Source organism: Rhodococcus sp. MPR-R1B (genome assembly GCF_058793255.1).
The window spans coordinates 1-24,785 of the sequence record NZ_JBXAFO010000007.1 but is presented as its reverse complement, the minus strand read 5'-3'; the positions used below and the strand labels follow the sequence as shown (position 1 = coordinate 24,785).

At 62.2% G+C, this 24,785-nt stretch carries 26 protein-coding genes and 1 tRNA gene; 15 read left to right on the top strand and 12 right to left on the bottom strand.

Translation table 11 applies throughout. From position 1 onward, the window contains the following. Nucleotides 1-33 precede the first annotated feature (33 nt). The 5 genes from AC1Q61_RS11920 to AC1Q61_RS11900 form a co-directional block, all read right to left on the bottom strand. A complete protein-coding gene (locus AC1Q61_RS11920; protein ID WP_030535752.1) occupies nucleotides 34-1,278 on the bottom strand; it encodes an alpha/beta hydrolase family protein in 1,245 nt (414 codons plus the stop codon). A gap of 79 nt (nucleotides 1,279-1,357) precedes the next feature. Next, nucleotides 1,358-2,047, bottom strand: coding sequence for a DUF998 domain-containing protein (locus AC1Q61_RS11915; protein ID WP_007731663.1), 690 nt, complete (start codon nucleotides 2,045-2,047; stop codon nucleotides 1,358-1,360). A gap of 10 nt (nucleotides 2,048-2,057) precedes the next feature. Next, nucleotides 2,058-2,462 carry a very short patch repair endonuclease gene (locus AC1Q61_RS11910; RefSeq protein ID WP_042921136.1) on the bottom strand — a complete coding sequence of 135 codons (405 nt, stop codon included), beginning with the start codon at nucleotides 2,460-2,462 and terminating at the stop codon, nucleotides 2,058-2,060. Nucleotides 2,463-2,472: 10 nt separating this feature from the next. Beyond that, nucleotides 2,473-3,333: a hypothetical protein gene (locus AC1Q61_RS11905; protein WP_054831521.1), complete on the bottom strand. Its 861-nt coding sequence runs from the start codon at nucleotides 3,331-3,333 to the stop codon at nucleotides 2,473-2,475. Next, a complete protein-coding gene (locus AC1Q61_RS11900) occupies nucleotides 3,330-4,475 on the bottom strand; it encodes a DNA cytosine methyltransferase (protein ID WP_492650902.1) in 1,146 nt (381 codons plus the stop codon). Before AC1Q61_RS11900 ends, AC1Q61_RS11905 begins: the two co-directional genes overlap by 4 nt. Nucleotides 4,476-4,713: 238 nt before the next feature. Between AC1Q61_RS11900 and AC1Q61_RS11895 the strand changes: the two genes are divergently transcribed. Then, a complete protein-coding gene (locus tag AC1Q61_RS11895) occupies nucleotides 4,714-5,301 on the top strand; it encodes a putative glycolipid-binding domain-containing protein (protein WP_073512852.1) in 588 nt (195 codons plus the stop codon). A gap of 26 nt (nucleotides 5,302-5,327) precedes the next feature. Here AC1Q61_RS11895 and AC1Q61_RS11890 read toward each other — a convergent pair whose 3' ends face one another. After that, the gene (locus AC1Q61_RS11890) at nucleotides 5,328-6,302 is read right to left on the bottom strand and encodes a prephenate dehydrogenase (RefSeq protein WP_031332706.1); all 975 of its coding nucleotides are present in this window, start codon (nucleotides 6,300-6,302) and stop codon (nucleotides 5,328-5,330) included. A gap of 48 nt (nucleotides 6,303-6,350) precedes the next feature. Here AC1Q61_RS11890 and AC1Q61_RS11885 point away from each other — a divergent pair, with 48 nt between their 5' ends. The 4 genes from AC1Q61_RS11885 (at nucleotide 6,351) to AC1Q61_RS11870 (ending at nucleotide 7,829) form a co-directional block, all read left to right on the top strand. Next, nucleotides 6,351-6,890: a tRNA adenosine deaminase-associated protein gene (locus tag AC1Q61_RS11885; RefSeq protein ID WP_003943823.1), complete on the top strand. Its 540-nt coding sequence runs from the start codon at nucleotides 6,351-6,353 to the stop codon at nucleotides 6,888-6,890. Beyond that, nucleotides 6,891-7,352 carry a nucleoside deaminase gene (locus tag AC1Q61_RS11880; protein ID WP_003943976.1) on the top strand — a complete coding sequence of 154 codons (462 nt, stop codon included), beginning with the start codon at nucleotides 6,891-6,893 and terminating at the stop codon, nucleotides 7,350-7,352. It begins immediately after the preceding gene. 138 nt (nucleotides 7,353-7,490) lie between these two features. Continuing rightward, the gene (locus AC1Q61_RS11875) at nucleotides 7,491-7,682 is read left to right on the top strand and encodes a CsbD family protein (RefSeq protein ID WP_003943869.1); all 192 of its coding nucleotides are present in this window, start codon (nucleotides 7,491-7,493) and stop codon (nucleotides 7,680-7,682) included. 56 nt (nucleotides 7,683-7,738) lie between these two features. Then, nucleotides 7,739-7,829, top strand: a tRNA-Ser gene (locus tag AC1Q61_RS11870). A gap of 52 nt (nucleotides 7,830-7,881) precedes the next feature. Here the strand turns inward: AC1Q61_RS11870 and AC1Q61_RS11865 are convergent. Beyond that, nucleotides 7,882-9,369 (bottom strand): DUF1254 domain-containing protein, encoded by a 1,488-nt coding sequence (locus tag AC1Q61_RS11865; protein ID WP_252194193.1) that lies wholly within the window; start codon nucleotides 9,367-9,369, stop codon nucleotides 7,882-7,884. A 98-nt stretch (nucleotides 9,370-9,467) separates the two neighbouring features. Further along, nucleotides 9,468-9,641, bottom strand: a complete 174-nt coding sequence (locus AC1Q61_RS11860) for a hypothetical protein (protein WP_198531533.1) — start codon at nucleotides 9,639-9,641, stop codon at nucleotides 9,468-9,470. Between the two features lie 245 nt (nucleotides 9,642-9,886). On the opposite strand from AC1Q61_RS11860, the gene AC1Q61_RS11855 reads away from it, so the two are divergent. From AC1Q61_RS11855 to AC1Q61_RS11845, 3 genes are all read left to right on the top strand, one after another. Continuing rightward, nucleotides 9,887-10,570 carry a YceI family protein gene (locus AC1Q61_RS11855; RefSeq protein WP_042921130.1) on the top strand — a complete coding sequence of 228 codons (684 nt, stop codon included), beginning with the start codon at nucleotides 9,887-9,889 and terminating at the stop codon, nucleotides 10,568-10,570. Nucleotides 10,571-10,693: 123 nt separating this feature from the next. Continuing rightward, nucleotides 10,694-11,044: a YidH family protein gene (locus AC1Q61_RS11850; protein ID WP_003943804.1), complete on the top strand. Its 351-nt coding sequence runs from the start codon at nucleotides 10,694-10,696 to the stop codon at nucleotides 11,042-11,044. Beyond that, nucleotides 11,045-11,383, top strand: a complete 339-nt coding sequence (locus tag AC1Q61_RS11845) for a DUF202 domain-containing protein (protein ID WP_042921127.1) — start codon at nucleotides 11,045-11,047, stop codon at nucleotides 11,381-11,383. Here AC1Q61_RS11845 and AC1Q61_RS11840 read toward each other — a convergent pair. Next, entirely contained in the window at nucleotides 11,349-12,290 is a 942-nt protein-coding gene (locus tag AC1Q61_RS11840; protein ID WP_042921124.1) for a sterol desaturase family protein, read from the bottom strand. The genes AC1Q61_RS11845 and AC1Q61_RS11840 overlap by 35 nt on opposite strands. Before the next feature lie 128 nt (nucleotides 12,291-12,418). On the opposite strand from AC1Q61_RS11840, the gene AC1Q61_RS11835 reads away from it, so the two are divergent. Then, nucleotides 12,419-12,874: an RrF2 family transcriptional regulator gene (locus AC1Q61_RS11835; protein WP_003943908.1), complete on the top strand. Its 456-nt coding sequence runs from the start codon at nucleotides 12,419-12,421 to the stop codon at nucleotides 12,872-12,874. A gap of 12 nt (nucleotides 12,875-12,886) precedes the next feature. On the opposite strand, the gene AC1Q61_RS11830 is transcribed toward AC1Q61_RS11835, so the two are convergent. After that, complete coding sequence (locus AC1Q61_RS11830; RefSeq protein ID WP_020968182.1) at nucleotides 12,887-13,996, bottom strand: GGDEF domain-containing protein; 1,110 nt, start codon at nucleotides 13,994-13,996, stop codon at nucleotides 12,887-12,889. Nucleotides 13,997-14,246: 250 nt separating this feature from the next. On the opposite strand from AC1Q61_RS11830, the gene AC1Q61_RS11825 reads away from it, so the two are divergent. The 6 genes from AC1Q61_RS11825 to tgt all read left to right on the top strand — a co-directional run bounded on the left by AC1Q61_RS11825 (nucleotide 14,247) and on the right by tgt (nucleotide 23,113). After that, nucleotides 14,247-14,876, top strand: a complete 630-nt coding sequence (locus tag AC1Q61_RS11825; protein WP_007731646.1) for a TetR/AcrR family transcriptional regulator — start codon at nucleotides 14,247-14,249, stop codon at nucleotides 14,874-14,876. A 71-nt stretch (nucleotides 14,877-14,947) separates the two neighbouring features. Continuing rightward, on the top strand, nucleotides 14,948-17,302 hold the full coding sequence (locus AC1Q61_RS11820) for an MMPL family transporter (protein ID WP_003943813.1): 2,355 nt from the start codon (nucleotides 14,948-14,950) through the stop codon (nucleotides 17,300-17,302). Nucleotides 17,303-17,415: 113 nt separating this feature from the next. Then, entirely contained in the window at nucleotides 17,416-19,149 is a 1,734-nt protein-coding gene (locus AC1Q61_RS11815) for an ABC transporter ATP-binding protein (protein ID WP_003943950.1), read from the top strand. Then, the gene (locus AC1Q61_RS11810) at nucleotides 19,146-21,077 is read left to right on the top strand and encodes an ABC transporter ATP-binding protein (RefSeq protein ID WP_003943946.1); all 1,932 of its coding nucleotides are present in this window, start codon (nucleotides 19,146-19,148) and stop codon (nucleotides 21,075-21,077) included. Before AC1Q61_RS11815 ends, AC1Q61_RS11810 begins: the two co-directional genes overlap by 4 nt. A gap of 22 nt (nucleotides 21,078-21,099) precedes the next feature. Then, nucleotides 21,100-21,768: a GOLPH3/VPS74 family protein gene (locus AC1Q61_RS11805; protein WP_042447719.1), complete on the top strand. Its 669-nt coding sequence runs from the start codon at nucleotides 21,100-21,102 to the stop codon at nucleotides 21,766-21,768. A 55-nt stretch (nucleotides 21,769-21,823) separates the two neighbouring features. Further along, nucleotides 21,824-23,113 carry a tRNA guanosine(34) transglycosylase Tgt gene (tgt, locus tag AC1Q61_RS11800; protein ID WP_030535742.1) on the top strand — a complete coding sequence of 430 codons (1,290 nt, stop codon included), beginning with the start codon at nucleotides 21,824-21,826 and terminating at the stop codon, nucleotides 23,111-23,113. On the opposite strand, the gene AC1Q61_RS11795 is transcribed toward tgt, so the two are convergent. Both AC1Q61_RS11795 and AC1Q61_RS11790 read right to left on the bottom strand, forming a co-directional pair. Beyond that, nucleotides 23,104-23,838: a queuosine precursor transporter gene (locus AC1Q61_RS11795; RefSeq protein ID WP_030535741.1), complete on the bottom strand. Its 735-nt coding sequence runs from the start codon at nucleotides 23,836-23,838 to the stop codon at nucleotides 23,104-23,106. The genes tgt and AC1Q61_RS11795 overlap by 10 nt on opposite strands. A gap of 118 nt (nucleotides 23,839-23,956) precedes the next feature. Then, nucleotides 23,957-24,785, bottom strand: an 829-nt coding sequence (locus AC1Q61_RS11790; RefSeq protein WP_492654887.1) for a proline-rich domain-containing protein, incomplete at its 5' end; no start/stop codon positions are given.

Here is a 24,785-nt window from a genome sequence, read left to right as displayed (position 1 = left end):
GCCATCATTCGATCGTTGATTCGAGGGCCTGATTCAGAGATCCAACTGCTCGTCGAGCCAGTCGAACATCCGCTGATCCGTCAGACGCCTCGCCATGGGCTGGCAGTGGAAGTTCGCGCCCTCGGCAGCGGTGAAGGGAACCACCGTCGTCGGTCCGCCGGCGAGGGCGGCAAGCCGCTTGGATTGACCGGGCCAGAATTGCTCGCCTTCCGGATCGGTGATGAGCAGGGGAGTGGAGATCGAGCCGGCGACGTGTTCGAGGTGGTACTTCCGAACCTCGGCGAGAGTGTTGTAGTAGCCGGCGGCGAGGTACGGACGCGCTCGGAAACGCCAGATTCGGGCGCTGTCCTTGGAGAATTTCATTCCCAGCCCTATCGCCATGTCGCGGTCGAAGGCCTCCGACTTCCCCTCGTCGAGCAGCTTCTGCATGTTCTTGGGGATGTGGGCGAGCCACGACGCGGCCACGTCCACGACCCCCGGATCGGCGATCGCTGCCGCGATCCGATGCTCGAACGCCAACGACTGCGGCACCCAGTACCCGCCCTGACTGATCCCGTACATCGCCAGCTTCGACGCATCGACGTCCGGCCGGTCCACGAGATAGTCGACGACGGGCGTGATGACGGCTTCCCAGTCGTGACGGAACGGGATGTTGCGCTCGAAGAGCATCGACTGCTGACCGGGACCGTCGAACATCAACACGTTGTAGCCCCGCTCGAGCGCCCCGGCACCGCCGCTGCCCCACAGCCCGCTGATCGGGCCGTCGCTACCGTTCACCATGATCAACGTCGGCCGTCGCACGTCCCCGGGCGGCCGGAAGAAGTACCCGGGCAGGTAGGTGTCCTCGTAAGGGATCCGGACGCGTTCGACGGGCTGGGCGGTGGTGTCGACGAAGCGGTCCCACGCCTGTCGGTGACGTTTGAAAGTGGGGACCAGAACCGAATCGTCGCTGAGACCGTCGACTGCGTTGATCGCCACACCGAAGTACGACGCCGCCCGCAGGTACGCGTTGGACGCGCTTCGCGAATGCCCGGCCTCGGCTGCCTCATCGGCCTGCCCGAATACCCGTGTACCGAGGTCGAACCAGGCCTCGTACCAGCCTTCGAGGTCCTTCTCGCCGACGTGAGCGATGGCCGAGAGCACTTCGCCGGTGTCTGCCGCGCCGAAGGTGGCTTGCCCGAGAACGACTCGTAGCTCGAAGTCGAAGGACTCGTTGCGATAGAAACCAGCAGTGAACGCCTGGTGCGGATGGGCGAAGAACGACGACGCGAGAGACATGGGCACACCTTCGCTAGTTCGGGGCAGCCATTTTCAGTTGTAGTTCCAGGATCGCCCGAATCGCTTGCCGGAAAACCTGTCAGCGCGGCGACGCCGGGAGCCCGGTGGATGGCGGCCTCGACATCGCAAATGCCAGGGTGCACAACCACAACGACATTCCCAGCACCTGCGCACGTTGAGCGATACCCAGTCCGAGATTACCGCCGCCGGAGACTTCGATGCTGTTGGTCGTCAACATCCACACCGTCGCAAGGGAAGTCAGGATCAGAATGGTCAGACCCGTCGTCCGCAAAGAAGGGTGCTCGCGATACCTGAACGCTCCCACGGTGAATGCGATCATCGCGGTGAAGATCGCGAAGACCGCCACGCTGCTCGTCAACGCGTGAACATGGTGGAGCTGCGGAAGTAGACCGTCGGGTGCGCTCGACGGGCAACCCTCGCCCGAGCATTCGAGGGGGAACGACGCGTCGGCGATGGTCGCGATGCCGAACACTGCCAGCGCAATCCAGCCCGTGACGTAGAGCCTTCGCCGGGGCGTGATCAGCAGACCCAGCGCTCCGGAGATCAACATCAAGATTGCGGACAGGACATCGGCGTTACCGAAGACATCGCGGTATTTCTGGTTCTCGGCATCGAGTTCGCTGAGGAACGATGTCACCGGGTCGAGGCCGGTGTCCAGGAAGAATTCGAGAATCCACGACGAGTAGACGATTCCGCCCAGAGCCAGCGCAGCCACCAAACCCCACCGCGCAACGTTGCGTTCCTTCACGAAATCGAGCTTACGGACCGAGCAGGGCTTTCTGGACGCGTTCGGCCGCTACCAGCGGATCTTCGTGCTCCCAGACGCGGATGACGGTCCAACCCTGCTCTGCCAGACGTGCATCGGTGTCGCGGTCTCGAACCACGTTGGCGGCCAACTTGTCCGTCCACCACTGCGCGTTGTTCTTGGGAAACGTCGCATGCTGCGGGCAGCTGTGCCAGAAGCATCCGTCCACGAACACCGCGACTTTGCGGCGTGGGAATACCAGATCGGCCCGTCGGCGAACACCTTTGACAGGCGCCCGATCCACGAAGTACCGGAGTCCGCGTCGATGCAGCTCGCGTCGAAGTGCGATTTCGGGTTTGGTGTCGCGCCGACGCTGAGCGCTCATCCGAGCGCTGGTGGCAGGATCCGTCGCAGGCACCGTGGTTCTCTCAGCCGTCGGAATCGTCGCTGTCTTCGGGATCGGACCAGGTAGGCGCAAACCTGTTGCGACGCTCCACTTCACCGTGCACGACGGTCACGAAGTCGGTGAACGAGAGCGTCTGAGCTTCGGTGGGGCGTCCGTTGCGCGGCGGCGGCTCGTCGACGTCGAAGAACCGAACTGCGCCATCGGGTTCGTAGAGTCCGATGTAGACCTTCTCGAAGAGGTCGTAGCGGGTGTCCTCGGCGCCGAGATCCACCCAGGCCTTTCCCGGAACGCCGACCACCGCGCGCTTGCCTCGGCCCGAGCGCTTCGAGAGCGTCGTGACGTGGTGTGCAAAAGAGGATTTGCCGGTGTCGCTGGTCTTGGTCGGGTCGCCGTCGTCGCACGTGGCGTACGGCTCGAACATGACGGCGACCAACACGCTGTACGGCTGACGCTGATGCAGAACCATTGCCTCGCCACGCAATTCGTGGTCGTTGCGGACGATGTTCTTGGTCCACCGTCCCAGCTTGCCGCTGCGGGGACTGTAGTCCTGGAAGTTGTACGTCTTGATGGAGACGCAGAGGATCAGGCCGAGAGTGGGGTCGAGTGCCTTGACGTCCAAGCGCTTTCGGCCCTTGGCGACATCGACTGTTGCCTCCTGGCCTTCTCCGGACGCCGTCGGGGTGATGTTGGGATACAGCGGACGCAGAGCGTCGGCGACCGTCTGTGCCAGTTGATTGGACAGTCGCTGGGCGTAGTTCTTCTTCTCGCCGCGATCGGCGTCGGCCGGGGGCTTGTCGCCCGCGAGTTGCAGTGCACTCCACAGTGGTTCGTGTTCCGGCTCGGAAAACAGCGTTTCAGGTTCGGGAAACAGCGAGTCCGTCATGCTGCGGCCTCGGGGTATCCGCCCATCCGCTCGAGATGGCTTTCGACGTCCTCGATGAAACCGGGGATGAACCGAAGATTGCCCATGCGCGCGCGCTTGAGGAAGCCGGCGGTGGCCCGAGCCGACAGCAACCGCGTGTCTTCGAGGAAGCCGCTCAGATCCTCGTAGTCGTACTGGACCGGCCAGGTCGAGGTATGGACGCGGAAGGCCTGGCGGTTACGGCCCCAGGCCGCACTCGGCCAGGCGTCGCCCGGTTCGAGTGGCGTCTCGCCCGCGGCGTCGTATTCGATGGGATCGCTCAACCGGCCACCGACCCACGACGCCATCCGCACGCTCACGGCATTGCCGACGAGCTTCCAGCGATGGCTGTGGCGTAGGCCGGGAACCTCGACGGACGGCAGCGTCCAGTCGGGATCGAAACCCTGCAGTCGCTCGGCATCGACTAGACCGGGAGTGACGATCTCACCTGACGGCAACCGGACTGCCGGCTGACTGGGGATGCCGACGGACGAGCCGCCCTTGAGCGTCGGCACGGCATTGACGGCCCATCCGAGACCGCGAGTGCCTTCGGTCCAGTAGAAGCCGCAGGGGTAGTCCGCGGGATCGCCACCCAGGCGCTCGCCGGCGTCCTGGCCGAACAGGATTTCGCGGGGATCATCTGTGCGCGAGGCAAGCATGATGACTCGCTGGCGACGCTGGGGGAGTCCGAAGGCGCGGGCGTCGACCACCCGGTACGCCCAGGTGTATCCGAGGTCTTCGAGGGCGTCGGTGATGTGCCGCATGGCGGCGCCCTTGCCGAGCTGGAGCATGAACGGAACGTTCTCGATCAACAGCCAGCGCGGGCCCTTCTTGCGCTTGACCAGACGGAACACCTCGTCCACCAGGCCTGAGCGTGCGCCGGTGATGCCTGCCGTTTTGCCGGCCTGAGAGAGGTCCTGGCAGGGGAAACCGGCGGCCACCAATTCGATGTCACTGGGCAGCGCGCGAAGTTTGGTGACGTCACCGTGCAACGGCACGTCGGCGAAACGCGAACGGAGAACTGCCTGCGCGCCCGGATCGATTTCACACAGCAGTTCGGTGTTCCACCCATGTTCCGAGAGCCCCAACTCGAGACCACCGATACCGGCAAACAAACCCAACATGCTCCGCGACGACGTCACAGCACCCTTCCTCACGAACCGACCTAGAAGCACGGTACTCGAGAACTCCGACACCGTTTGCCAACTATTCGGTCCGCGGCGTGCTCCTTACGGAAGAACCGTTGTGAAACGCCTTACATCGAGATCTTCGGGGCCGATCGAAGTCCCTAAAAGGTCCCTGATCGAAGCAATAACCCGAACCAGCGGTGCTCCGTGCCCGTTCGTCCATTACCGTGGTCGGGTGAGCATCCAACCTTCCGGTGACGCGTCCTGGCCCGCGGTATTGACCTGGCAGGCCCACAACGCTCCTCGTATGGAGTCTGTTCGTGTGCAGCTGAACGGAAATCGCATCAAGGCTTCCGGCCGGATCATCGGTGGAGCCTGCAGTGAGCACCCGGCATTCAGCGCGTCGTACGACCTGGTCACCGACGAGGCCGGCATCACCCGCCGGTTGTCCGTGCGGACCGCCCTGGCCGCCGGTGAGCGTCAGATGTCGATCAGCCGGGACGAAGAAGGCACCTGGATGGTCGAGAACGGCGCCAGTCACCAGCGCTCTGCGTTCGATGGCGCACTCGATGTCGACGTGATCCTCAGCCCGTTCTTCAACACGCTGCCCATCCGCCGCGTCGGCTTGCAGAACGACATCGAAGACGCCGAGGTCCCGGTCGTCTACGTCAATCTCCTCGACCTGCGCGTCGAGGGTGCGACCATCACCTACAGCTCCGGCGCCGACGGAATCAGTGTGCTGTCCCCGGTGTCCAGCTCGACGCTGTCCGTCGACACCGAAGGTTTTGTCCTCGACTACCCGGGTCTGGCAACTCGTATCTAGGTTTCGTATCTCCAGGTTGCGTAGTTCTAGGTTGCGGATCGCCGGATGACGCCGCCGCGTCGACCGGCGTCTCGCATCCGGTTGATCCAGTCGGGTTCTCCGGCCTGAACGTCTTCGATGTCCCACCGCTCGTGCGACTCGTAGGCGCCGCGCGCCGCGAACCCTGCGTCCACCAATCGTGCCGTCGAGCCGTTGTCAAGCAGATCGGTACGTGCACCCTGCAAAAGGTCGAGCGCCTCGTCCAGCGCGACCAGCAGGGCGTCGCGGTTGCCCTCGCACATCGCCCGCACCAGGCCAGGAGCGCTCCCGGCCACGCGAGTGCCGTCGCGAAATGATCCGGCAGCCAGCCCGAGAGCCAGTTCGCCTCCGGCAGCTCCGGTGATCGCAAGCGTTTCCGCGAGCAGGTGAGGCAGATGCGAGATTCGCGCGACTGCCCGATCGTGTTCCAGAGATTCGGCCGGCACGACGACCGAGCCGCAGTCGAGTGCAAGGTCGGCGACCTGCGACCACACGTCTGCGTCGACGCCCTCGTCGGTGGCAACGACCCATACCGCGTCGACGAACAGATCGGCATCCCCGACCGCCCAACCAGAAGCTGACGTCCCCGCCATCGGATGACCGCCCACGAACTTGGCGCTCAAGCCCGCTCGTTCGACCGCGGCCTTCACTTCACCCTTGACGCTGACGACGTCCGTGATCGGATTGTCGGGCGCATGCGCGGCGATTGCCTCCAAGGTGGCGTCGACGGCAGGCATCGGCACGGCGATCACAATGATCGCGCCGCTTTCGTTCGCTCTCTGCAGCACTGAAACCAGATCGGTGTCGGCGTCGAAACCGTCGGCTCGGGCCGCGTCGGCGGACTCGCTGGAACGGTTGTAACCCCACGCCCGGCGGCCGGATCGGACGGCGGCGCGAAGTAGCGAACCGCCGATCAATCCGAGGCCGAGAACGCAGACTGGTGGGGCGGAATCGATCGCAGACACGAGTTCAGGTTGGCACATCGATGCTCGGACTTCACTCACTGGCACCAGGCGGGCTACCGTTGCGCCATGGGTGCACAGCGCGCGGGTAACAAGAGCGCCTCTTCGAACCAGTCGGAGGAGCTTGAAGGCTTCGGTGTCGCGGTGGTCCGTGAAGAGGGGCGTTGGACGGTCAAGGCACTGACGCCCGACGCGTTGACCTCGCTCTCGGCCGCCGAAACGCAGCTGCGTGAGCTGCGAAGTTCGGGTGCCGTCTTCGGTCTTCTCGACGTCGACGACGAGTTCTTCATCGTGTTGCGTCCGGCGCCGTCGGGCACGCAGTTGCTGATTTCCGACGCGACCGCCGCCATCGACTACGACATCGCGGCCGACGTCCTCGACGCTTTGCACATCGAGATCCCCGACATCGACCCGGACGACCTCGACGATGTCGAACCCTGGGAAGAGGGCGATCTGTCCGTGCTGGCCGATCTGGGCCTGCCGGAACCCGTGCTCGCCGTCATCGCGGCCGAGACCGATCTCTATCCGGACGAGCAGTTGGGGATGATCGCGCAGCGACTCGGGTTCGCATCCGAGTTCGGCGCAGCGCTCGACAAGCTCCCGCGCTAGATGACTCTCGCTGACGATCAGCGCATGATCCGTGCGGCCATCGTGGCCGCACGTTCCGCCTCCGACGCAGACGTCCCGGTCGGGGCAGTGGTGTTCGACGCAGACGGCGTCGAAGTTGCTCGGGCCTCCAATGCCAGGGAAGCGTCGTCCGATCCGACCGCGCACGCCGAAATCCTCGCGTTGCGTGCTGCCGCGAAAACCTACGGTGACGGCTGGCGCCTGGAAGGTGCGACGCTTGCCGTGACCCTCGAGCCATGCACGATGTGTGCGGGCGCTCTGGTCCTCGCCCGGGTTTCTCGGGTCGTTTTCGGGGCGTGGGAGCCGAAAACCGGAGCCGTCGGATCATTATGGGACGTAGTTCGAGATAAAAGATTGACCTATCGGCCGCAGGTGCGCGGCGGGGTCCTCGAGGACGAATGCGCTGGGCTTTTGGAAGATTTCTTCCGCGAGCAGCGGGCCTGAATTCGGTATTCCCCATCGAGAGTGATCGCACACTCGGGTAGCCGGATCCATCAATCGAGGGCATGGTGGAGGCAGATGCCGTCAGGGCATCGGCGGATCGTCGGAAGGCGATTCGTTCGCGTTCACAGAGGAGTACTCATGGGAATCGCAGACAAGGCTCAGAACAAGGCCGAAGACCTCGGGGGCAAGGCCAAGGAAGCTGCTGGCAGCGCTACCGGTGACCGGGACCTCGAAAACGAAGGCAAGGGCGACCAGGTGAAATCGGCCGTCAAGGATGCAGGCGAGAAGGTCAAGGACGCCGCTTCCAGCATCAAGGACAAGCTCACGTAATACCGCTCCACCTGGCGATTTCAGCCACGGGCACTCCATCCGGTAAAGTCACCAACGGTGGCGTGTCCGAGCGGCCTAAGGAGCACGCCTCGAAAGCGTGTGACGGGTAACCCCCGTCCGAGGGTTCAAATCCCTCCGCCACCGCCAAAGCTCCCCACCTGTTCACGCAGGTGGGGAGCTTTTTTGTGCTTGGTGGCGCCTATAGTCCCGTTGCTCGGACGACGTCAGGGAATCGGTAGGTTTCATCGAGGACTGATTTGTCGGGGACATAGCTGCGAATGATGAGTCGAAATTCGTCATGCGGAGCGGGTAGCCAGTTGGCACGAGCATCCGGATCGGTCGGCTCGTCGTGAGACAGGTGCAAGATGAGCTTCCCGTCACGAAAGACGAGATCGCCCGCGTCGAGATTGACGGTGCCGAGGTTGACGCGGTTACCCGGTGCGTCGGCGAGCATAAATGCGTCCTTGTCGTACATGGTCAGAGACCAGAAGCCGCCGCGACTGCGGTCGACGGGTGGGAGTGCGTCTTCTGTGAAGGTCATGGTGTACCGCTCGCGGCCGTGGAGCAACGCTCCGTCGTGGTCGGTACCCCGGATGAGGTAGACAGCCTCGTGAAAGTCGTTGACGTAAATGTAGATGACGGCCGCGAGCGCCCGTCCGAACCAGTCGGTGCCCCACAGGCCACTGTTGCGTTGCCGTTGCCATCCGTTGCCTGCGTCGACCCCGGTTTGGACGTAGCTCGCCGATTGATGGAGGGCGACGTCGGCGCGGAGCGCGGCGCGGTCGAGCAGCGCTCGGTACGACTTGTCCGAACGATGCAGTGCGACAAGCGTCTTGGCTTGATCAGCCATCGGGGTGTCTGCTGCGCCCATGGTCGGGTTGAAATCGAGCATTGCTGCAAGATCGGTCCAGAAAGATTCCGGCTTCACCCATTGAGGTCGACTGGCGTCGGGATCGGCCGCCAACATTTCGGCGGTGACGCCCTGAGGGTAGATCGAGTTCGCGGCGTGGGCCTCGTAGCCGAAGGACCGCGGGCCGGGTCGATCCTCGCTGAACGGGTACATGCCGATCTGGTCGAGCACCGACCGCGCCTGCTGCTTGGACGCCTCGGAACGTGCTGCGAAACTGCGAGGGAAGACACCAGCCACGTTCGTCGGTGCTCGAAGCACATCGAGGAAGTCTTCCGGCAACTCGCCATCCCAATCAGGTCCGACCAGAAGGAACTTTCCGCCGGGAGTGCCTGTCGCCGAACCAAGTTGGTGAGTCACATTGGTCAGCACGTCGACGATCTGGATAGTCCAGTAATGGCCGTCGGGTACCTCGGTCGGGGTCTGTATCACTGCGGTTTCGTCGGTGAGATCGGAGAATCCTGCGCCGTAGATCGTGTCGTTGTTGGGTGAGACGACCCACCGCTGCGCCGGGCTCATGTAGTCGGTGAGGGCACCTGTGTAATTTTTGGCGGCGCCTGGCAGAAGGCCGAGTTGGAGTCCGGTCTTGCCATCCATGATCTCCCACATGTTTGTACGGCCGAAGGTGTCCACAGCTGGATAGCCCCAGTAATAGACGATCCGGGCGAGGGCTTCCACGTAACTCTCAGCGGCGAGCGTTGCTGGAACTCCGGCCGATCTCGCCAGTTGAGCGTGTGCCGGCGTGAAACCTTGTGCGATTGAGTCGGTCGGGGAGTCCATGAAGTCATGGTGCCGGTGACCGTCCGCTGCATCATCACCCTTGCGGGGTGAACCGGTGAGGAAATCGAAAACCGGTTCTGTGTGCGCAATTCGAACGTTCAGGAGCGGCGGGCGATCCACTCTGCAGCGGCGGCATCGATGTCCTGCTTCAGCTTCTCGAAGAACGAAGGTGGCGGGGTGGGGATCAAATCTGCTGCGGTAGTGAGGGATCGACTGAGGGCGATCCGACGCTCGCGTAACTTGTCGTCGGTCAGGAGCGTCAGGTCCGCCATCGCGAGCTCCCTCGATCGGTGTGATTCGTGTTTCGGGCAGACCGTGCGCATCGGGATCGATGCATGATTCGATGCGCACGGCCCAGGCATTCCAGGCTGGGGGCCGGAATGCACAGTCGACTTTACCAAATGATTACTAATGGCTGTAGATGCGGCTCGCCTGCGGTGGTCGTGGAGCACTTTCACAGGGTTCTCCCAGGTCGTAAGTCCTGACAACTGTTGAAGCTGCAACTATCGTCGAGCCCATGAAAAAGATCTGGTGGATCGGCGGAGCAGTAGTTGTGGTCGTACTCGCCCTGCTCGTGGGGCCGTGGGCGTACGGGAAGTTCATCGCTGAAGACGATGCACCGGCGGCCGTGGTGTCCACTGAGAGCGCGGAGGCGGCGTCCGGATCGATCGACGGGCAATGGACCGTCGTCGCCGGGCAGGGGGACAACCAGACGGCAGCTGGGTACACCGTGCACGAGATTCTCAACGGATCGAGTGTGACCGTCGTCGGAACCACCGGCGAGGTGAGCGGAAACGCGGTTGTCGAGGGTGAAAAGCTCACTTCCGGCGAAGTGACGGTGCAGGTGGCTAGCATCAAGACCGACTCGGATCGGCGCGACGGCCAGTTCACGGGCAATGTGATGGATACCAGCACGTATCCGACGGCGACGTTCACGATCGACTCGCCGGTGGACTTGTCTGCTGTACCGACGGACGGAACAACGGCGGCGGTCACGGTGTCAGGAACGCTGACGCTCAAGGGTCAGTCCAAGCCGGTGTCGGTCGACATGACCGTGCTGCATTCGGGTGATTCGCTGATCGCATCGGGCTCGATTCCGGTCACCTGGACCGATTTCGGAGTCGAGCCTCCGTCCCTCGGTTTCGTCACCGTCGACGGCAGCGGCTCGGTGGACTTCCTGGTCTCACTCGCCGCGAGCTGAATTACGTCCACCCGATTCGCACTGCTTCGGGGCGGGCAGGGAAGATTAAGGACATGACCTTCCTTTCTTCTTGTCCGCTCCGAAGGCAGTGTGCGATCTCTGCCCGGACGGAATGAACAGGTGATGCCCCGGTGGAGACCGTTCCGGACGGGCGAAGACCCCGATCCACGGTTCACGCTCGCCAATGAGCGGACATATCTGGCTTGGATCCGCACTGCAACGGCCTTCGTCGCGTCGGGCGTCGGACTCGAAGCGTTCGGCGGCGACATTCTCAATCCGACGGTTCGATCCGGCTTGGCCGCGTTGTTGCTCGTCGGCGGTGCTCTGATCGCCATCACTTCCTTTGTCCACTGGATCAGCGCCGAGCGTGCACTGCGAACTGAGCGCTCGTTGCCGGTGCCGCTCATGGCGCCGGTCGTCGGCATCGTGCTGGTGATCTGCGCAACCGTCCTGGTGGTCGAGGTCGTGAACTGATTGACCGCGCTGGAACCGTCGGAAGGTGTCAAGCCTCCGGACAAGGGCTTGCAGTCCGAGCGCACATCGCTCTCGTTCGTGCGTACGAGTCTGTCGATCCTCGGCTTGTCTGCCGCCTGTCTGAGATGGTTGCCGCCGTTCGGGTCGGTGGCCCTGATCGGCCCGTCCGTCGCTGCCGTGCTCGTCGTCGCGGTGACGGTCTACGAACGTCGGTCGCGGCCCAGGCGGTTGGCCCAGTTTTCGGCCGAAAAGGCAACGCCCGCTTTGGTTATGGGAGCAACTCTCGCGGTCGCTCTGCTCCTGCTCAGTGCGACGGGGCTTTGGATTCTGCTGAAGTGACCTCGGCTTTCGGCGCCCAGCCGGGCGGGCCGAACACGTAGCCGGCTCGCTGCCGCCACGATGTCGACGCCTTCCAATCACGAGCAATGGCAGCATATTCGCGCGTTTGGAGCTTCCAGATGTTGTACGTTCCGACCGGCGTCGTGAGTCCGTAGGTGGGCCGGTGGGTTTCGGCTGCGAAGGTTCCGAACATCCGGTCCCAGATGATGAGGATTCCGGCGTAGTTGCGGTCGAGGTACTCGGCGTCGGAGCCGTGGTGGACGCGATGGTGTGACGGCGTGTTGAAGATGAATTCGATGGGCCGCCAGAGTTTTCCGACACGTTCGGTGTGGACGAAGAACTGGTAGACGAGGCTGACGGAGAAGCCGACGAACACCATCCACGGCGGGATCCCGAGGAACGGCAACGGCAACCACATGATGATCTCACCGCTGTTGTTCCACTTCTGCCGCAGTGCGGTGCTGAAATTGAAGTACTCGCTCGAATGGTGAGCCTGGTGTGTGGCCCAGATGACTCGAACTCGGTGTGCGATGCGGTGATACGCGTAATAGAGGACGTCGATTCCGAGCAGCAGGATCACCCAGGTGTACCAGGCAGTCGGCGAGAGGTGCCACGGAGCGAGATACACCCAGATTGCGGAATAGCCGATCAGCGCCAGCACTTTCCAGAAGGTGCTCGTTGCGATCGACACGAGTCCGAGTAGAACGCTGGTTCTGGCATCGGCGCTTCGGTAGCCGCCCTGTGCCGGCCGTGCGCGTCCGTCGGCGTCGTCGGGATGATCTTCGAGCGCACGGGCCGCGAACCATTCGATTGCGAGGAAGATGACAAACGCGGGGATTGCGAGCGTAACGGGATCATGGAGCGGTTCGAGCAGTGACTTCCATGATTCGAGAAGGGTTTCCCACACGTGATTTGTCCTGTTCTTTAGCTCCGATCGTTACATCATGCATTAAAATGTAACGTCAGGGAACCCTTTGCGGCGAAGAACTCGCAGGTTTGTTGCGACTATTCATAGAACGATGGTAGGAATTGCCGGTGCATATCACCGCGAAGGTGGACTACGCCGTGCGGACTCTGGTCGAGCTCGCGGCAGTTGGTCCTGACCCGGCCAAGGCCGAGTTTCTCGCCAAATCCCAGGTAATACCCCACAAGTTCCTGGAAGCGGTGCTCTCGGACCTGCGGCGCGGCGGCTTGGTCAACAGCCGTCGAGGCCCGGACGGGGGATACTGGCTCGCTCGGTCCGCGGACGAGATCACGATTGCCGACGTCATACGAGCTGTCGAGGGACCGCTGGCTTCGATTCGGGGTCAGCGACCGGAAGACGTCGACTACGGGGGACCGGCAACGCCCCTCAAGGAGGTGTGGATTGCAGTGCGAGTCAACCTCCGTGCTGTGCTCGAAAATGTCACACTCACCGATGTTGCAGGTGGAGAGTTGCCCGAGTTCATTCACGAACTGACGGCAGATCCCGAGGCGTGGAATCGGCGCTGATACAGCCCGGTTTCAGTGTGCCCGTCGACGCGGAACTGCCATAGGAGCAGTGTTCGCGGTGTTGCCTCCCGCGGATTTTGCGTCGTACATCAGATGATCGGCCGCAACGATTGCTCGGGAGAACTCGTTGTAATCGAACTCTTCCTGATGTGGGATGAAAGGTAGCGTCGCTGCGCCGACGCTGACCGTGGCCAGGGGGTCGTCGGAAGCGTTCACCACGGCTTTGGGGAGCGTCGCGATTCGTTTGCGAAGTCCGTACGGAGTACCGATCATCACAACGGTGAACTCCTCGCCGCCGGTGCGCGCGGCGTAACCGAAACCGTTCACATGCGCCTGCAGGCGCGTTCCGGTCCGGATGATGACGGCGTCACCGACTTCGTGGCCGAACGTGTCGTTCACCGCCTTGAACTTGTCGATGTCGACGACGGCAACAGCAATGTCGGCACGATTTGCCGACGCGACCGACCAGATGCGCTCCGACATGTCCCACAGTCCTCGTCGGTTCAACAGGCCGGTAAGCGCATCCACTTTGGATCCCGTTGCGCGCGCGAGTAATTGCCGCCAAGTGAACTGAATTGTGGCCGGAATGAAGATCACGGCACACAGGACGACGTCCGTGCGTGCGATCACGCTGGTTGTCGAGTAGTCGCCGTTCGTCAGGCCGAGCACCGTCAGGGCGATGACAAATGTCGTGGCAAAGGCGAGATGGAAGGCCAACCAGCGGTAATCGAGAAAATAGGTGAAGTAGGCGCCGGTGGCGACAAAGAGTGCCGCGCCGAAGAGGGCGGCGTTATGGCTGGTGAAGGTGATGAGAACCGAGGCAGTTCCGAGATCCGCCCACAGTCCGTAGAGCTTGAGCATGCGTGAACCTCTGATTCGGCCGACAAACCAGAGAATCGTAGGGATCAGGTTGACGGCCGCAATGCCGACGAGCCAACTGCGCGCAAACGGTCCGTCCGGGCCCTCTCCGCTGAGGAGAAACAGGAACGCCACGATCGAGAAATTGAGTGAGCAGAACCCGATGGTGAGACGGACGAGACGTAGTACGGAGCCTCGTCCGGACTTCGATCCCCACAGCATCACCGTGGACGAAACCGGCCAGGTGTGCAGGAGCGGGTCCATCAGATTCCTTCGCCGAGCAAATTGCGGTTAATTCACCGCAAAGTATGTCAGGCCATGTTGATTCACGCGTCAACTTGGCAGGGGGCGTCAGGCGGTGGAGTTGCTCGCAACCCTCTCTGTCGCGCTGTTCAGGCATTTGCCGTGCGTGAGTGTGAGGTACGCCTCGAGTTTCCGTGCCGTGTGTTCGATCGCACAATATTGCAGACCTCTGCAAAGTTGCAGAGCTCTGCAAGTTCGGTACCGTGTTGGGGTGATCATCGAACAAGGCCTTCGTGACCGCAAGAAGGCAGCAACCCGTGCCGCACTCAGCGGCGCGGCAGCACGGCTCGCTCGTGCGCTGGGGATCGAATGCGTCACCGCTGACGCAATCGCCTCCGAGGCCGGAGTGTCGACGAGGACGTTCCACAACTACTTCTCCAGCAAGGAGGAGGCAGTGCTCGCCAGTTTCGAGGAATCGGTGAACCTGTGGATCGAGGCGCTTGCGTCACGGCCCGCGGACGAACCAATTCTCGACGTCCTCGAAGAACTTGTGGTCGAAATCGTGAACGACTCAGGTCCGAGTGGGAGTGAGAAGGCAAGTATCTGGCTGCTGTCGGATTCGAGTCCCGCGCTCTACCGGGATGCCGCAGACATGCATCAGCGGATCAACCGTGCAGTCGTTCAGGCATTGGCGGAACGCACCGGTACCGACGCCGAGAAGGACCTGTACCCGACGCTCCTCCTGGGAGCGGTGGGCGGAGCCGCTAAATCGGTGATCGACGTCTGGACTGGCGGAAAGTCGGAGGCTTCCAGTCCGGAAGAGTTGGTTCACGACGCTTTTCGGCAGATTCGTGCCGGGTTGCCCGCGCCGCCGCCTGCCCCTGAGATGTCGCGTCCCTGAGATGTCTCGTCTCTGAGCCCCACACGTAATACCTGTCCACGTACACGCACCGAAACAGCAAGGAGCCCGTCGTGGCCACCTATCTTTATCGGATCGGCAAGTTCGCCTACCGGCGAAAAGGCGCGGTCCTCAGCGTTTGGCTGATAATCCTGGTCCTGATGGGCGTCGGGGCAGCGACTCTGTCCGGCCCCACCAAGGACTCGTTCTCCATTCCGGGAACCCCGGCGCAGCAGGCGCAAGACCTGATGGCGGAGCGTTTTCCCGACGCGCCCAATCCTATGGATTCGCTGAGCGCGCGATACGTAGTGCAAGCTCCGGCAGGCACGACGCTGGCCGATCCGGCGAACGTCAAGGCCATGGACGACATGCTCGCGAGTATTCGTGGCATCGACAAGGTCGCCGACTCTGCCAAGGTGGACCCGGCGACTGCCACTCCGGAACAGGCCGCGAAGGCGTTGGTCAATCCGGTTACCGGCAACGACTCCATGGTTGCGATGTTCAAGGAAAAGGCTGCTGCGGCTGGAACTTCCGAGACACAGGCCGTGGACGACGCGCGTGCGTTGTCGCCGCTCAGTGCCGACGGCACAGTCGGGTACGTCGAGGTTCCGTTCAGCGGTGACTTCGCCGATCTCGATCAGGCGTTGCGTGATTCGATCAACTCCGCAGCCGATGTCGGTCGGGCCGAGGGACTCAACGTCCAGGTCAGTGGTTCTGCTGCTCAGGAAGCGGAGATGCCCGGTGGTGTCACCGAGCTGATCGGTATCGCCGTTGCCGCAGTCGTTCTGGCCATCACGTTCGGTTCGCTTGTGGCCGCGGGGCTTCCGCTCCTCACCGCGATCATCGGTATCGCTATCGGCAGCCTCGGAATCACGGTTGCCACCGGATTCATGGATCTCAGTTCGATGACTCCGACGCTGGCGATCATGATCGGTCTGGCTGTGGCGATCGACTACTCGCTGTTCATCATGTCCAGGTTCAGGCATGAGCTCACCCTTACCGACAACCGTGCCGAAGCAGCAGGTCGCGCCGTCGGAACCGCCGGTTCCGCAGTGGTATTCGCTGGTTTGACGGTCATCATCGCGCTGGTTGCATTGCGCGTCGTCGGCATCCCGTTCCTCTCCGATATGGGTGCGGCAGCGGCCTTTACCGTGCTGATCGCGGTTCTGATCGCCTTGACCTTGCTGCCTGCGATCCTGGGTATGTTCGGACGCAAGGCTTTTGCCGGCAAGATTCCCTTCCTCAGCAAGCGCGCTGAGGAGTCCGAAGACGAAGATTCGGGCAAGCCGAAGTTGGCTCTGCGCTTCATCAGTGCCGTCGTCCGTCGTCCGCTGGTGCCGCTGATCGGTGGAGTAGTGCTTCTGGGCGCATTGGCTCTGCCCGCAACGGGATTGAGCCTGGCACTGCCGTCGGAGGCCACCGGTGACCCGGCGACCAGTGCGCGTCAGGCATACGACCTGATCGACGAGGGCTTCGGTGACGGTCGCAACGGACCGCTTATCGCCGTTGTCGACGCGAAGGGGGCCAGCGTTCCCGCCGGGGAGGCCTTTGCGGAGGTCGTCTCGACCATCTCGGGCTTCGATGACGTCCAGAACGCACAGGTCGTCGGGGTCAACGAGGCCGGCGACACCGCGCAGGTACTGATCACTCCGAAGAGTGGTCCGACCGACCCCGCCACGATGGATCTGGTGTCCAGCCTTCGTGGAGCCGAAGGCGGACTCAACGATTCGATCGGCGTCAGCTACGGCATCACCGGTCAGACCGCACTCGAAGGCGACGTCTCGGACACGCTGAAGGATGCATTGGTGCCCTACCTGGCCGTCGTCGTCGGCCTTGCATTCATCTTGTTGCTCTTGGTGTTCCGTTCGATCCTGGTTCCGCTGACGGCGACGCTCGGCTTCCTGCTCAGCGTGCTCGCGACATTCGGTGCGACGGTGGCGATCTTCCAGCACGGTTGGTTGGGCATCATCTCGAACCCGCAACCACTCGTGAGTTTCATGCCGATCTTCCTGATCGGTGTGGTGTTCGGACTCGCGATGGACTACCAGGTGTTCCTCGTGACGCGTATGCGTGAGGAGTACGTCCACGGCGCGAGCGCGAAGGAGGCCGTGACCATCGGCTTCAACCATGGCGCCCGGGTCGTCAGTGCGGCCGCGGTCATCATGATCTCCGTGTTCGGTGCCTTCATCGCGGAACCGAACTCGTTCATCAAGTCGATCGGCTTCGCGCTTGCCGCGGCGGTGTTCTTCGACGCCTTCATCGTGCGCATGGTGATCATCCCGTCCGTCATGGCACTGCTCGGCGACAAGGCGTGGTGGTTGCCGAAGTGGCTGGACAAGATTCTGCCGAACGTCGACATCGAGGGTGAGAAGCTCAGCAAGGCCCTCCGTGAAGAAAAGGAAGCGGAGCTTCAGTCCGCATCTGCTTGATCTCTGCTGTGCGCCTTTATTAACCCCCGCGGTTAATAAAGGCGCACAGCAGTTTTTGTGTATCGAAATATCCAGCGGCACATGTCGGCCAGGATTGGTAACCTTCGCTCACTATGCTGATCAGGCTGCTGCGCACTTATCTGACGCCGTACCGGGGTGAACTCACGGGCGTTGTCGTCCTGCAGTTTATTTCGACTATGGCGGCCCTTTACCTTCCGAGTCTCAACGCCGACATCATCGACAACGGCGTGACGAAAGGCGACACCGGCTACATCCTCTCCACCGGCGGGATGATGCTGATGGTCACGCTCACGCAGATCCTGTGCTCGGTGGGTGCCGTCTTCTTCGGTGCGCGAGTCGCCATGGGCGTCGGACGCGATCTCCGGGCTTCGGTGCTGCATCAGGTCGGGACGTTTTCGGCCCGAGAGGTCGGGCACTTCGGTGCGCCTTCGCTGATCACCCGCAACACCAACGACGTCCAGCAAGTGCAGATGATGGTCGTGATGAGTTGCACCATCCTCGTCATGGCGCCGATCATGTGCGTCGGCGGCATCATCATGGCTCTGCGTCAGGACCTGAATCTGTCCTGGATCCTGGGGATCAGCGTCCCGCTTCTCGTAGTCTCGATGGGTTTCCTGATTGCCCGGATGGTCCCCGGATTCAGGGTCATGCAGGGCCGCCTCGACGCCGTCAACCGTGTTCTTCGCGAACAGATCACGGGCATCCGTGTCGTCCGAGCGTTTGTACGGGAACCGTACGAGGTAGAGCGTTTCGGCGATGCCAACCGTGAGCTGACGGAGACTGCACTCGGCGTCGGCCGCCTCATGGCACTGATGTTCCCGCTCGTGATGCTGATCAGCAATGTCACCAGCGTCGCGGTCATCTGGTTCGGTGGCCATCAGATCAACGAGGGCTCGATGCAGATCGGCTCGCTCACCGCGATGCTCAGCTACATCATGCAGATCCTGATGGCCGTCATGATGGCCACTTTCATGGCGGTGATGCTGCCGCGTGCGTCGGTGTGCGCCGAACGTATCTCCGAGGTGCTCGACACGGATTCGTCGGTGATTCCGCCCGAGAACCCGGTCCGAGAACTGAAGGACCCGGGAGTCGTCGAACTTCGTGGCGCTCAGTTCCAGTTCCCCGGAGCCGAGGAACCTGTATTGCGCGACATCACGTTCCGTGCCGAACCCGGCAAGACGACGGCGATCATCGGCGGCACCGGATCGGGAAAGACCACTCTGCTCAACCTGATTCCGCGATTGATCGACTCCACCTCCGGATCGGTATCGGTGGGAGGAGTCGACGTCCGCGACATCGACACGGAGTTGCTCTGCTCGGTGATCGGTCTGGTCCCGCAGAAGCCGTATCTGTTCTCGGGCACTGTCGCCACCAATCTCCGCTACGGAAACCCCGAAGCTACCGACGAATGGCTGTGGGAGTGCCTCGAGATCGCCCAAGCCGCCGACTTCGTCCGCGCCATGCCCGAAGGCCTGGACACACCGGTGGCACAAGGCGGTACGACGGTATCGGGTGGCCAGCGTCAGAGACTCGCCATCGCGAGAGCGTTGGTGCGTAAGCCACAGATCTATCTGTTCGACGATTCCTTCTCGGCACTCGACCTCACTACTGATGCGAGGCTGCGTGCGGCGCTCCGGCCGGTCACGCAAGACGCCTGCATCGTCGTTGTCGCGCAGCGCATTTCCACCATCGTGGAAGCCGATCAGATCATCGTGCTCGACGACGGCGCCATCGTGGGGATCGGCACGCACGACGAACTCGTGGTCAGTTGTCCCACCTACGGCGAAATCGTCGCCTCTCAGCTAGCCGTACAGGACGCATCATGAGCAATCGACCGACTTCCTCGCCTCCCATCGGCCCGCCCGGCGGCGGCGATCCCACAAAGAAGGCCATGAACTTCGGCCCTTCGCTCAAACGTCTCCTCGGTCGCTTGAGCCCCGACAAGCCGATCGTCGTCCTGATCTTCGCTTTGGTGACGGCAAGCGTCGTACTTTCCTCGATCGCGCCGAAGATCCTGGGAAACGCCACCAACCTGATCTTCGACGGCATCGTCAGCAAGCAACTCCAGCCGGGGACGACCAAGGAACAGGCTGTCGAAGGATTGCGCGCTTCGGGGCAGGGTCAGCTCGCCGACATGGTGTCCGGCATGGCAGTTGTGCCTGGTACCGGAATCGATTTCGACGCAGTCGGCAAGGTCTTGATGATCGTGCTGCTGCTGTTCGTCTGCGCGTCGCTGTTCAGTTGGCTGCAGGCGTATCTGCTCAACATCGTGGTCCAGCGAACCGTTCGTCGTCTGCGTGAGGACGTCGAGCAGAAGATTCACCGACTTCCCTTGCGGTACTTCGATACCCATGCCCGCGGTGATGTTCTCTCACGCGTGACCAATGATATCGACAACGTCGCGCAGAGCTTGCAGCAGACGCTCAGCCAGTTGGTCATGTCGGTGATGACCGTCCTGGGCATTCTGGTGATGATGCTATGGATCTCACCGCTGCTCGCCTTGATCGCGGTGGCAACTGTTCCGCTGTCGATCATGGTGACGGCGTTCATCGCGAAGCGTTCACAGAAGCACTTCGTGGCGCAGTGGAAGAGCACCGGCGGAATCAACGCGCAGGTCGAGGAAGCATTCAGCGGCCACGAGTTGGTCAAGGTGTTCGGTCGCCAGCAGGAGGTCGAGGAGCGCTTCCGCAAGCAGAACGAGGATCTGTACGAGTCCAGCTTCAAGGCGCAGTTCATCTCCGGTCTGGTCATGCCGGCCGTGATGTTCCTGGGCAACCTCAACTACGTCGCCATCGCAGTGGTGGGTGGCATGCGCGTCGCATCCGGAACGATGACCCTCGGCGACGTGCAAGCGTTCATCCAGTACTCGCGGCAGTTCACCCAGCCGCTCACGCAGATCGCGTCGATGACCAATCTGCTGCAGTCCGGTGTCGCTTCGGCCGAGCGGGTCTTCGCGCTGCTCGACCAAGAGGAGCAGTCGGAGGACCCGAAGAGTGCGAAGTCGCCCACGGTCGACAAGGGTCGCGTCAAGTTCGAGAACGTCACCTTCAGTTACAAGCCGGAACAGCCGCTGATCGAGGACCTGTCCCTGACTGCCGAGCCGGGCCAGATGGTTGCGATCGTCGGACCCACCGGCGCAGGCAAGACCACCCTCGTCAACCTCATCCTGCGGTTCTACGAACTCAATTCGGGCCGAATCACTTTGGACGGTATCGACATCGCCGACATGACGCGAGACGATCTGCGCTCACGGATCGGCATGGTTCTGCAGGACGCATGGCTGTTCGGTGGAACCATCCGCGAGAACATCGCCTACGGCAAGCCTGGTGCCACCGACGAGGAGATTCGTCGCGCGGCCGAGATGAGCTACGTCGACAAGTTCGTGCACTCTCTGCCTGAGGGTTACGACACGGTCATCGACGAGGAAGGCAGCAACGTCAGTGCCGGCGAGAAGCAGCTCATCACCATCGCCCGCGCCTTCATCTCGCAGCCGTCCATCCTGATCCTCGACGAGGCGACCAGTTCGGTGGACACACGCACCGAACTGCTGGTCCAGAGCGCCACCGCGGTTCTGCGCAACGACCGCACCAGCTTTGTCATCGCGCACCGTCTTTCGACAATTCGTGATGCGAACCTGATCGTGGTGATGGAGGAAGGCCGGATCGTGGAGCAGGGGAGCCATGAGGCTCTGCTCGAATCCCGCGGCGCGTACTTCCGTCTGTACAACAGCCAATTCGTGGGCGCGGAGATCTGATCGCACTACTACGGTGGTGAGCATGCTGATTGCCGAGGATCTGCTGTTGCTCGCCACCGACGACGTCAGCGGAAAGCTACTGCGTTCGTCGTCCTACGTCGATGTTGCGCTCGGAGGCGCCTTGTTGGTCGAGCTTGTGCTTGCCGACCGCGTTCGCCTCGACGGCTCCGGATGGCGGGCGCGGGCGGTCGTCATCGACAATCGGCCACTCGCGGATCCCACTCTCAACGCTGCATTGGCACGGCTGGCCGAGAAGCCACCGGCCCGGCCGACTGCGGTGGTGAACCGACTTGCGAAGGGTGCAAGGAAAGCGCTCTATGCAGGTATGGGAGCCCGCGGAATAGTGACGGCCGTGGAACATCAAGTGTTCGGGATCTTTCCGAGCGTCAGATGGCCGGCGACCAGTCCGCAGTACGAAGATCAACTGCGCTTCGTGCTGCGTGAGATTCTGCTGGGCGTCCGCCAACCCACTTCCACCGAAGGTGCATTGGTATCGATCCTGGCAGGCGCGAACATGCTCAAGGTGATCGTTCCGGCCGATCAGTTCAAGGCGGCGAAAGCGCGAGCGAAAGTGCTGTCGCAAGGAAACTGGGCGAGCGAGGCAGTGCGGCAGTCGATCGCCGCGACGCAGGCAGCCACCACTGCTGCGCTCACCGCAACGATTGCAGCGTCGGCATCCTCGGGATCGTGAACGTAGCGATACTGCACGACGTGCCCCTTTCTGCGGCTGTGACAGGATTGAACCCGTGACTTCTGCAGTACCGACACCGCCCGAGCCCGTCGTCGACAAGCGTCCCGAGTCGATCTTCACGATAGGGACCAGGCTCGAGGACCGGCTCGGACGAACCGGAACCATCCACACACCGCACGGTGATATCGCGACGCCGTCGTTCGTGGCCGTCGGAACCAAGGCCACGGTCAAGGCCGTGCTGCCCGAGTCCATGAAGGAACTCGGTGCGCAGTCGTTGCTCGCCAATGCGTACCACCTGTACTTGCAGCCGGGACCCGACATCGTCGACGAGGCCGGCGGGCTGGGCAAGTTCATGAACTGGGACGGGCCCACCTTCACCGACAGCGGTGGCTTCCAAGTCATGTCGCTTGGTGTCGGGTTCAAGAAGGTGCTCGCGATGGAGGCCGTCGGTGTGCAGTCCGACGACGTCATCGCGAAGGGCAAGGAGCGTCTCGCGACAGTCGACGACGAGGGCGTGACGTTCAAATCGCACCTCGACGGCAGTAAGCATCGCTTCACCCCCGAGGTGTCGATGCAGATCCAGCATCAGCTCGGCGCCGACATCATGTTCGCGTTCGACGAGCTCACAACGCTGCTCAACACCCGCGGCTACCAGGAGCGATCGGTCGAGCGCACGCAGGCGTGGGCGATCCGCTGTATCAATGAACACGAGAAGCTCACCGCCGAACGCGCTGACAAGCCCTATCAGGCTCTCTTCGGCGTGATCCAAGGCGCGCAGTACGAAGATCTGCGACGTCAAGCCTGCCGCGGACTCGAGTCGATCGAAGGCGAGAACGGATACGGCTTCGACGGCTACGGCATCGGCGGCGCCCTCGAGAAGCAGAACCTCGGAACGATCGTGCGTTGGTGTAACGAGGAACTACCCGAGAACAAGCCGCGTCATATGCTCGGCATCAGTGAACCGGACGACTTCTTCGTCGCAATCGAGAACGGCGCGGACACTTTCGACTGCGTCAACCCGTCGCGTGTTGCTCGCAATGCTGCGATTTACGTCCGCTCCGGCAGGTTCAACATCAACACCAGCCGATTCCGTCGTGACTTCACGCCTATCGACGACGAGTGCGATTGCTACACGTGCGCCAATTACACCCGCGCGTACATCCATCACCTCTTCAAGGCGAAGGAAATGCTCGCGTCGACGCTTTGCACCATCCACAACGAGCGATTCACCGTGAAGTTGGTCGACGACATCCGAGCCAGCATCGAAGGCGGGTATTTCCACGACTTCAAGGCTGACATGCTCGGAAAGTTCTACGCGGCGAAGACGCCTGCACCTCAGGCGTAGGTCGGTTCGCGCTTCTTCACGTATGCGATGACGCGGTAGGTGATCGGCATGACCAGAACCTCGACAAGCGTCTTCCACAGGAAGCCGACCAGCACGTAGTTGATGAAGTCTTCCCATGTGCTGATGCCGATGACACCGGCCGCTATGGAACAGAAGATGAGGGTATCGGCGAATTCGCCGACGACGGTCGAGCCGATCAGCCGCGCCCACAGGTGCTTCTCCTGCATGCGCTTTTTCATCATGACCAGGACCAGGGAGTTCAGCAACTGGCCGACGAGGTAGGCGGCCAAGCCCGCGACCAGTAGCCGGGGAATGACACCGACCACGGTTTCGAGGGCGGCCTGGTTCTCGTAGAACTCTGCCGACGGGAGTTGCACTGCAATCCAGAAGCACGCAGCGGCAAGAATCAGTGCGCCGAAGCCCAGGTAGATCGCGCGTCGGGTCGCTTTGAAGCCGTAGACCTCGCTGAGCACGTCACCGAGGACGTAGGCGAGCGGGAACAAGAAGAATCCACCATCGGTGATGATGGGCAGAATCTGCAAGGGACCGAGCGAGAAGTCGGAATCCGCAAAGAAGGCGACCCCCTTGGTCGCCGCCACGTTCGAGATCAGCAGCGTTGCGGTGAAGAGCGCGACGATCGTCGGGTAATAACCCCGGCTGACGTGCGCAAATTTGGTTTCGTGGGTCGATTCGTCTTGCTGATCCTGAGCTGTCACGTCCGTCATCCAAGCACCACAAGGCGCTCGGATGCGAGTTGGCGACCGTCCAGTTGCGCAGAACACACCGAAGGCCCTGCGGTTTCACGTGGAACCGCAGGGCCTTCGGTGATGGGGTGAAGCCTCGTCAGAGTGCTGCTACGAAGCGTCCTGTGATGACGCGATACGCATAGGTGCCTGCGATGAGAGTGACCGGTCCGGTGACCAGCAATCCGAGACCGCAGAGCAGTGCGCCAACGAGGTTGATGCCGATTGCCGCGAGTGCCAGGAGAAGCAGTGGGCCGACATTCTTCGAGATGACGCTGGCGCTCGACTTGATTGCGGTGACGGGATCCTGATCCTGATCGATCACGAACTGCAACGTGAAATAGGTCAGGAATGCGATGACGATGCCCGGAATGATCAGCAGGACGAGGCCGATCGCTACCGCGAACCCGACCAAGATGCTCGCCAGAATAACGGCGCCGATGTTCGAGAATTGGAAGAAGGAACCGAAAGCCGGCTTGTTGCCGTCGACTTCATGAAGGGCACCTCGAACGTAGGCAGCCTGGATCAGAATGCTGACGACGATCGAGACCAATCCGCCTATGATGCTCAACGCCGACACCGAAGTCGACCCGTCGGTCGAGAAGTCGAAGCCCCCGAACAACAGGTTGATGCCAAACGAAATCAGGCCCGCGACAACAGTGATGCCGATCCACGTCAACGCATTGTTCTTGAAGCGTTCCCAGCCGTAATTCAGCGCGGCACCCACGGAAAGCTGTGGTCCACCGAATCCTGCGCCGTAGTCATTGGCGGGCGGCGGCGGGAAGTTGCCGCCCCCGGGAGGAGGCGGGTACCCACCAGGCGGTGGGTAGTTGCCACCGGGAGGGGGATAGCTTCCACCCTGCGGAGGCGGCGGGTAGTTGCCACCTTGAGGGGGCGGGAAGTTTCCGCCCTGTGGAGGCGGCGGGTAG

Excerpts from the sequence above, each read along its gene's own strand:
- AC1Q61_RS11920 (WP_030535752.1), bottom strand. The coding sequence starts at position 1,278 with ATGTCTCTCGCGTCGTCGTTCTTCGCCCATCCGCACCAGGCGTTCACT.
- AC1Q61_RS11905 (WP_054831521.1), bottom strand. The coding sequence starts at position 3,333 with ATGACGGACTCGCTGTTTCCCGAACCTGAAACGCTGTTTTCCGAGCCG.
- AC1Q61_RS11900 (WP_492650902.1), bottom strand. The coding sequence starts at position 4,475 with ATGTTGGGTTTGTTTGCCGGTATCGGTGGTCTCGAGTTGGGGCTCTCG.
- AC1Q61_RS11890 (WP_031332706.1), bottom strand. The coding sequence starts at position 6,302 with ATGTGCCAACCTGAACTCGTGTCTGCGATCGATTCCGCCCCACCAGTC.
- AC1Q61_RS11885 (WP_003943823.1), top strand. The coding sequence starts at position 6,351 with ATGGGTGCACAGCGCGCGGGTAACAAGAGCGCCTCTTCGAACCAGTCG.
- AC1Q61_RS11880 (WP_003943976.1), top strand. The coding sequence starts at position 6,891 with ATGACTCTCGCTGACGATCAGCGCATGATCCGTGCGGCCATCGTGGCC.
- AC1Q61_RS11875 (WP_003943869.1), top strand. The coding sequence starts at position 7,491 with ATGGGAATCGCAGACAAGGCTCAGAACAAGGCCGAAGACCTCGGGGGC.
- AC1Q61_RS11865 (WP_252194193.1), bottom strand. The coding sequence starts at position 9,369 with ATGGACTCCCCGACCGACTCAATCGCACAAGGTTTCACGCCGGCACAC.
- AC1Q61_RS11860 (WP_198531533.1), bottom strand. The coding sequence starts at position 9,641 with ATGGCGGACCTGACGCTCCTGACCGACGACAAGTTACGCGAGCGTCGG.
- AC1Q61_RS11855 (WP_042921130.1), top strand. The coding sequence starts at position 9,887 with ATGAAAAAGATCTGGTGGATCGGCGGAGCAGTAGTTGTGGTCGTACTC.
- AC1Q61_RS11850 (WP_003943804.1), top strand. The coding sequence starts at position 10,694 with ATGCCCCGGTGGAGACCGTTCCGGACGGGCGAAGACCCCGATCCACGG.
- AC1Q61_RS11830 (WP_020968182.1), bottom strand. The coding sequence starts at position 13,996 with ATGGACCCGCTCCTGCACACCTGGCCGGTTTCGTCCACGGTGATGCTG.
- AC1Q61_RS11815 (WP_003943950.1), top strand. The coding sequence starts at position 17,416 with ATGCTGATCAGGCTGCTGCGCACTTATCTGACGCCGTACCGGGGTGAA.
- AC1Q61_RS11810 (WP_003943946.1), top strand. The coding sequence starts at position 19,146 with ATGAGCAATCGACCGACTTCCTCGCCTCCCATCGGCCCGCCCGGCGGC.
- AC1Q61_RS11805 (WP_042447719.1), top strand. The coding sequence starts at position 21,100 with ATGCTGATTGCCGAGGATCTGCTGTTGCTCGCCACCGACGACGTCAGC.
- AC1Q61_RS11795 (WP_030535741.1), bottom strand. The coding sequence starts at position 23,838 with ATGACGGACGTGACAGCTCAGGATCAGCAAGACGAATCGACCCACGAA.